This is a genomic window from Syntrophorhabdaceae bacterium (genome assembly GCA_028713955.1).
GTDB lineage: Bacteria > Desulfobacterota > Syntrophorhabdia > Syntrophorhabdales > Syntrophorhabdaceae > UBA5609.
In genome coordinates, this window is sequence record JAQTNJ010000066.1 from 2,155 (window position 1) to 9,907 (window position 7,753).

Here is a 7,753-nt window from a genome sequence, read left to right on the forward strand (position 1 = left end):
ATAACTGTGAAATAAAACAGTATAAAACTGTTTCATATAACAGATAGGTATCTCGAAATTATCTAACATGCTGATTATAAGAGGGAAAATTATATGGCATGGTCTTTGCTATACTATGATCAAGATGAGAAGCATGGTATTAAAGGCGAACCTGACGAGATGCTGTGAAAGGAGTTTTTGGTTCTAAGGATTAGAAAATTGTTTGACAGGAGGGTGAAATGAAAACAAGATGGGACATAGAAGAAAAGACGTTAATAGAAGTGTTCGGCTGCGGTTCTGTAAATAACCGTGTAATCGAGGCATTTCCGGGAAAAGAAAGAGATGTCGTCCATTCAGCCTTTTACCACGATGGGAACAGCATGGAAGGGGCACTGATCGCAACTTTTGGCTGTATCTCCCTTGATAAGGTAATTAATCTTGATGTTGGCAGAGATATGAAGAAAGCGAGACTCCCGATCATATTTGACGATCTATCAACACTGGTGGTAGGGCTCGCATAAAGAGACAATACGATACAATGCGGAATCCATTCCGGAGGTGCTCTACTGCTGCCCTTGCTCTGCGAGGTGAAGCGTCTGACAATATGTGTTCGAACGAGTCCGCTGAGGCGCTTCCCGCCTATCCTCCGGAAAATCATTTATTCTATTGGCGATAACCTGACCGCATTGCAAAAGGCGGACCTCCCGGACAACCTTCCTTTTACCATTGAAACTTCACCGCCTGTTATTGCGATCCTGCTTACGCGGGAGAAGCAATCGCAACGGATGGAATTACCACGTTGCTTTGCTCCCCGTGATGGAACCACGTCGTGTTGACAAATATGACCGGGTTCCGTTAAACTTGTTCACGAAAGAAATTTTAAATTATTTTACAAATACAAATATGAGGTTGTCTTTTCCGGAGAACACAACCGGCAGCAGCTATAGATTACCTCCCGGCCGCAATAATCAAAACCGGGATGGATAAGAGGAGCGAATATGACTGGATTACAAAACGATAACGGTTTGGAAGCGACTGACAGGTATTACGCGCAATACGGGTCACGGGCAAAGGAATTAAAGAAGGAAGGCAGGAAGGTGATAGGCTATATGTCTGCGCTGACACCGGTGGAGATATTAACAGCCGCAGGTGTTGTCCCGCTCAGACTGAAAGGCTTTATGGACGAGGCCATCTCAAGAGGTGATGCCTACATGGAAACGATCGTTTGCCCCTTTGTCCGAAGCGTGTTTGATGCGGCTGTCAAGGGAAGGTTCAACTTTATGGACGGTATGGTCATGCCGCACCAATGTGACAGCATGGACAGGACAAGCGACGTATGGAGTTACAACCTCAACCTCCCTTACTGGCACTTTCTTAATGTCCCACATGTTACCGACAATCCCTCTATCGAATTCATGAAGGAGATCCTTCGCGTTTTTATCGACACACTGGAGAAATTTCTCGGGGTAAAGATCACCGATGAGGCAATAGCCCGGGCAATAAAGGCGCACAATGAAAACCGGCGGCTCATGAAGGAACTCTACGCGCTGAGAAAATCAACTCCCCCGCTCATCTCGGGCGTTGAGATGATGAAGGTCCTGGTGGCTGCTATGAGTATCCCGGTCGATGAATCGAGCGCCCTCATCAAAAGTATTATTGGCGAGGTAAAACAGAGAAAGGCGCCTGCTGACGGAAATAAAAAAAGGATCATGATCATCGGAGACCAGGTCGATAGTACAGCCATCGCCGAGACCATTGAAAATGCCGGGGCATGGCTTGTTGTCGACGACCTGTCGATAGGCGGGAAGATATACTGGCCGGAGGTCGACGAGACAGCGGACCCGCTCCAGGGGATCGCGGAACGGTATCTGCGCAAGCTGAAGATCGCCACGACCTTCGTGAGCGAGGGGAATACATATGAGGAGAACCTTGAAGCGCGGTTTGGTCATTTGAAGCAGCGTATCGCCGAATTCAAGGTAGACGGCGCTATCCTTTTCATCTACAAGTACTGCGACCCTTACGGTTTTGAGGTACCGGCAATGAAGAGCTATATCGAATCGGCGGGCATCCCGGTTCTCTATCTTGAGGACGAATACTCCACATCCACCCTGGCACGGGTGAAGACCAGGATCGAGGCATTCCTGGAAATGATCGCATAACGGAGGGTACGCACATGGCTGAAGAAAAAAAGAGAAGGGCGGTTGCAACACAGACGGCTGCCGGGATACCGAAATTCGTGCGGGGCAACCTCGCTGCAACGTTAAAGGCAAAGGAGGAAGGGAAGAAGGTGGCCAAGGCCTTCATCCATGACGGCCAGGATGAGATAATGAGGGCGATGGACATCGTACCCGCCTGGGGTGAGAGTTTCTCCGGTGTATGCGCAGCAAAGCGTGATGCCGAGAAGTACCTCCAGAAGGCAGAATCGGATAACTTCTCCCGCTCGCTCTGCACCTACGCGACCTGTCACATCGGTTTTGAGATGATCCGCGAGGAACTGGGCGGTGTAATGCCCGAGGGGGCTCCGTGGGGAGGGATGGGACGTCCTGACATGATACTCGGCAACGGCCAGCTCTTATGCGACCCGAGGTTCAAATGGCCGCAGGCCCTCCAGCACTACCTCAGAGACGTTCCGGTATTCGTCACGAACATGTACTACCCGCCGTGGGACCCGAATATCGACCACCATGAGCAGGAGGGGTTCTACGTGAAGTATTGCACCGAGGAACTGCACGAGACGGTCAGATTCTGCGAAAGGGTAACGGGAAAAAAGATGGACTGGGATAGGCTCGCGGCAATCGTCGAGCTCTCCGATAAGACCTGGGACCTCTTCGTCGATACCTACGACCTCCGCAAGACCATCCCTACCCCTATGGATACGGGCGATGCGATGAACACCATGGTCCCCATCACCTTTAACATAGGAACACAGGAGGCCTATGACTTCTATGTGGAACTGAATAAGGAACTGAAACAGAAGATCGCTCAAGGGACAGGCGTGGCCAATCCGGAGAAGTACCGGATTATCTGGGCTGCCGGCCTGCCATCCTGGTTTGCGCTGAGTGATTTCCAGTATTTTAACAGCAAGGGCGCCGTATTCCCCGTTGAGGTGACATACCGTGACCATGAAAAGATCGAGAGGCTTGATCTCCCGAAAACCGATGACCCGCTGGAGCATATCGCCTGGAGGTGGGTACGTTACTGGACCCACTGGTACGACGCGGCGCGCAAGCTCCCCGGCTCAACACCGAAGGTCGCGCGGATCATCGAGTACATCGGAGACTATAAATGCGACGGCGTGGTCTTCCATTCCGCGTTCTCCTGCAGAAGCTGGCACGCCGGGATTATCCACCAGGCAGAGGTGTTGAGAAAGGTCTACGGGGATATCCCCATCCTCATCATGGAAGGCGATATCGTCGATATCAGCTCTTACAATGAAGCCGATACCCATAACAGGATCGACGCATTCATCGAGACGCTGGACGCGTATAAGAACAGGCGGAAGGGCTAAAAAAGCAGGCTAAGGCTAAGGCTGAGGCAGGAAGAAGAACTGAAAGGCAGGAAATTTATATCGGATTGTATTCAAAAATAGCACCCGCAAGCGGGTACCCGGGCGTACTTTAGTACGTCGAGGGACACCCACTATGTGGGTACCCGGACGAAGGCAACGAAGTTGTATATATTGTTTAGCCCATTCTTGGGCGCGAGGGGGAGGCTCCACGGACTTTGTTCGTGGAGGGGGCAACGTGAGCCCCAGAAATAGCAGCTATATGAATGAAGGCAATCCGATATGACATATTACGCCGGCGTGGACATTGGCTCCACCATGACCAAGGTGGTCATTATCAGCGACAGAATAGAGACCTCGCTGATAGGACCGACAGGACCTGAGCACCGGAAACTGGCGAATAAGGTGATGGAGGACGCCCTCGATCAGGCCAATCTGCGTTTCGAAGACCTTGCATACATTGTCGCAACAGGATACGGCAGGATAAACGTGCCTTTTGCGGACAGGCAGATCACCGAGATCACCTGCCACGCGAAGGGGTTGCACAGCCTCCTTCCCACGGTCAAAACCATTGTGGATGTGGGCGGGCAGGACAGCAAAGGCATCAGGATCAATGACGGCAGGGTCGTGAACTTTGTCATGAACGATAAGTGTGCCGCCGGGACAGGAAGGTTTCTTGAGATTATCGCCGACTCCCTTGGGGTCCCGCTCCAGAGGCTTGGCGAGCTTTCCCTTACCGCGGAAAGGGCAACACCCATCAGCAGCACCTGTACGGTTTTTGCCGAACACGAGGTGACCAATCAGCTCGCCAATGGCGAGCCCGTAGCCAACCTTGTCGCAGGCGTCCATGAATCCATCGCGACACGGATATATTCACTGGTAAGCAAATTGAAGATAGAAAAGGATATTGCCGTCACCGGCGGCGGCGCAAAGAATATCGGTCTTGTCAGAGCACTGGAGGCAAAGTTCGGATCGCCCGTTCTGGTCCCGCCGGAACCGTTGATAACGGGTGCCCTGGGTGCGGCGCTGCTCGGGAAAGAAAAATGTGAGAAGGCCCTCCGTGACGGGTACACGCCCACGAGAAGCAAAGAGGGCCTGCAGGAGGCGAAGATCTTCTCATGAATAATGGTTTTTGCTGCCGGTTCCCGGCGAATGAAGGATGATATGGCCTTTGTACTCGGTATAGATCTGGGTTCCGGCTACTCAAAGGCAGTAGTGTGTGAAGGCGGGGTTGCCAGGTCGCATGCAGTGATGCCTTCAGGGGGAAACTACAAGGATTCGGCCAGGGCGGTTTCAGAGGCGGCCCTTCAAAAGATAAATCTTTCCAGGGGTGACATCCGTTATACGCTGGCCACCGGCTACGGGGCAGGGATGGTCGATTTTGCCGATGAGACGATGACGGATATCTCCTGCCACGGCGCAGGTATCCACCATATCTTTCCTTCAGTAAGGACGCTGATCGACATAGGCGCCCAGTTCAGCAGGGTGATCCGGGTCAACGATGAAGGGAAGGTGACCTTTTTTGTCATGAACGAAAAATGCGCGGGAGGAAGCGGAAAATTCCTCCAGGTCATTGCCCGCATACTCAAGATCAGCCTGGAGGAGATCAGCGAACTCTCCCTCACTGCTGTCAGGCCCGTTGAATTTACGACCGGATGCGCTGTTTTTGCCGAGTCAGAGGCTGTTTCGCGCATAGCCGAGGGGGCGCTCCCCGGGGATATCCTTGCCGGGATACATAAGGCCATGGCGTCAAAGATCATGACCCTTGTTACACGGGTAGGACTCGAAGAGGACTGTGCCGTCACCGGCGGCGGCGCGAAGGACCTCGGCCTGGTAAAGGCCATAGGGGCCGAGCTCGGCATCGATGTGCTTGTTGCCGACGAGCCCCAGATCACCGCCGCGCTGGGCGCAGCGCTCCTTGCGTCGCAGAAGATCTCCTGATACGGCAATAGACCTTTCTTCGCCTGTTTATGTCAGTTTATTGTGAACTTGTGTTTGCAGTGTTTGCATATAACGGTGTCACCCTTCTTTTTTCCCTTAAAAAGCTGGGCAGTCCCGCACTTGGGGCATTTCCTGGTCAGATGGAGAAGCGCGGACAGGGAAGCGATGACATGTAGCATTAGAGATTTTACCATGAAATATCTTTCTCTGCAACGTAACATTTAACCTGTCCGGAAAAAATAATCCGGTATCTTTGTTTTTTTATTTTCGATCTGGTAGAATTTTCTTCGGGTATACAGTGTACGAGAAGGCCTTTTACGAGATAGTATCGATTCTTGCCCTCGCGACCATCCTCGGTGTGGGAGGTATGTTATTGCGTCAGCCGCTTATCGTGGCTTTTCTCGCAACGGGAATCCTTGCCGGGCCTTCAGGATTCTCCCTGATACAGAATTATGACCAGATAGCACTGCTGGCACACATCGGGATTTCCCTCCTGCTTTTTGTTGTCGGCCTCAGGCTTGATCCTAATCTCATAAGAACAACGGGTCGGGTCGCCCTGGCAACGGGTATTGGACAGGTCATCTTTACTACCTTGTTTGGATTTTTCATTGTACACCTGCTCGGGTTTTCCCGGACTGCCTCGCTTTATATTGCCGCAGCGCTGACCTTTTCAAGCACTATCATCATAGTTAAGCTGCTCTCCGACAAGAAAGAGATAGATGCCCTTCACGGGAGGATTGCCGTGGGGTTTCTTATCGTCCAGGACATTGTAGCGATCCTCGCAATGATCACGCTGACGGCGATTGGAGGCGGCAGCGGAGAGACGGGAGTTACATTTACGGAGATTGCCTCTATAATCGGCAAAGGGATCGGTTTTCTCGCAGGGGTAGGCCTGCTGATGCGTTATGTCCTTCCCGGTCTTACAAAATGGCTTGCATGGAACCACGAACTGCTTGTATTGTTTGCAATTGCGTGGGCTGTTTTTCTTGGCGCTGCGGGTGATTATCTTGGTTTCAGCAAGGAAGTGGGTGCCTTTCTCGGCGGAGTCTCCCTTGCCTCGACGCAATATCGGGAAACGATCGGAGCGAAACTTGTCAGCCTGAGGGATTTCTTGCTCCTTTTTTTCTTTATCGATCTTGGTGCCCGCATGGAATTGACCCTCATAGGGCCGCAGATTTTGAATTCAATCTACTTATCGCTTTTTGTCCTTATAGGTAATCCGCTGATCGTCATGATCATTATGGGGGTGATGGGTTATCGAAGGCGTACAGGCTTCTTAGCCGGGCTTGCCGTTGCCCAGATCAGCGAGTTTTCCCTGATCCTCGCCGCGCTGGGAGTCAATATGGGACACATCAATATGGAGGCGATGAGCCTCATTACCCTTGTGGGCGTGATAACCATATGTATGTCTACGTATATGATTATCTATTCCGGGACTATTTACAGATGGATTGCATCGCCTCTCAGGATCTTTGAGCGCGGGCACCCGTACCGCGAAATGTCAATACCGCGGGAATGCGCCGTCCCGGAGGTGGATATAGTGCTCATTGGGCTGGGAAACTACGGGAGCGGTATTGCACAGCATCTATTGGAGAGAAAAAAACTGTTTGCAGGCGTTGATTTCGACCCCGTTGCGCTTGAAACATGGAGATCCCGCGGATTGCCTGTAATATTTGGTGATGTGGGGGACCCTGAATTCCTTGACAGCCTGCCGCTGAATTGCGCGTCGTGGGTGGTCAGCACCGTGAGGGACAGGGAATTGAGTATGGTCTTACTGCATCTCCTGAGGGAGCGGCGTTATGAGGGGAAGATCGCCCTTTCCGCACGGGATGAAGAAGAGGCGAATATCTACTCGTCCGGAGGCGCTCATGTAGTGCTCAGACCCTTCAGTGATGCTGCGGAAGAGGCTGCAGATTCGCTTACCGAAGCGATCGATCTCCTTCCGGGAGATATTGACTGGCCCCTTGCGCTGAAAGAGGTCAGATTGCGAAAGGGATCCGTGTTTGCCGGTAAATTTATCAGGAATCTTGATCCCCGGGAAATGGCAGGAATATCCATCCTGGCAGTGGGCAGGGCGGGCAGGATTTATCTTGATCCTTACCCTGAGTTTCAGTTTTTTCCCGGCGATCGTCTTGTTGTAATGGGGGAACCCCATGCATTAAAAAATGCAGAAAACCTTTTTCAGCAGGTTGAAGAAAGAAAGGCGGAGAGGGGGTCAAAACGTTTTGCCATTGCAGAGATCTTCATGGGGAATAATTCTCCGCACCTCGACAAGTCTCTTGCGGAAATCCAATTCCGGAAGCGTTATGGAACGAGGATTATCGGGAT

6 protein-coding genes are annotated in these 7,753 nt (G+C 51.8%); all 6 read left to right on the plus strand.

Annotation, left to right across the window (positions count from 1 at the left end; translation table 11 throughout):
- Positions 1–218 precede the first annotated feature (218 nt).
- Positions 219–500, plus strand: a complete 282-nt coding sequence (locus PHU49_07480; GenBank protein MDD5243844.1) for a hypothetical protein — start codon at positions 219–221, stop codon at positions 498–500.
- 477 nt (positions 501–977) lie between these two features.
- Positions 978–2,138 carry a 2-hydroxyacyl-CoA dehydratase family protein gene (locus PHU49_07485; protein ID MDD5243845.1) on the plus strand — a complete coding sequence of 387 codons (1,161 nt, stop codon included), beginning with the start codon at positions 978–980 and terminating at the stop codon, positions 2,136–2,138.
- Between the two features lie 14 nt (positions 2,139–2,152).
- Positions 2,153–3,487 (plus strand): 2-hydroxyacyl-CoA dehydratase family protein, encoded by a 1,335-nt coding sequence (locus PHU49_07490; protein MDD5243846.1) that lies wholly within the window; start codon positions 2,153–2,155, stop codon positions 3,485–3,487.
- A gap of 279 nt (positions 3,488–3,766) precedes the next feature.
- Complete coding sequence (locus PHU49_07495; protein MDD5243847.1) at positions 3,767–4,606, plus strand: acyl-CoA dehydratase activase; 840 nt, start codon at positions 3,767–3,769, stop codon at positions 4,604–4,606.
- Positions 4,607–4,648: 42 nt separating this feature from the next.
- Positions 4,649–5,425, plus strand: a complete 777-nt coding sequence (locus PHU49_07500; protein MDD5243848.1) for an acyl-CoA dehydratase activase — start codon at positions 4,649–4,651, stop codon at positions 5,423–5,425.
- A 298-nt stretch (positions 5,426–5,723) separates the two neighbouring features.
- Positions 5,724–7,753: cation:proton antiporter (locus tag PHU49_07505; GenBank protein MDD5243849.1), on the plus strand; the 2,030-nt coding region annotated here is incomplete at its 3' end.

Bases quoted from the DNA above. Each gene is read 5' to 3' on its own strand.
- PHU49_07480 (MDD5243844.1), top strand. From the start codon at position 219: ATGAAAACAAGATGGGACATAGAAGAAAAGACGTTAATAGAAGTGTTC.
- PHU49_07485 (MDD5243845.1), top strand. From the start codon at position 978: ATGACTGGATTACAAAACGATAACGGTTTGGAAGCGACTGACAGGTAT.
- PHU49_07490 (MDD5243846.1), top strand. From the start codon at position 2,153: ATGGCTGAAGAAAAAAAGAGAAGGGCGGTTGCAACACAGACGGCTGCC.
- PHU49_07495 (MDD5243847.1), top strand. From the start codon at position 3,767: ATGACATATTACGCCGGCGTGGACATTGGCTCCACCATGACCAAGGTG.
- PHU49_07500 (MDD5243848.1), top strand. From the start codon at position 4,649: ATGGCCTTTGTACTCGGTATAGATCTGGGTTCCGGCTACTCAAAGGCA.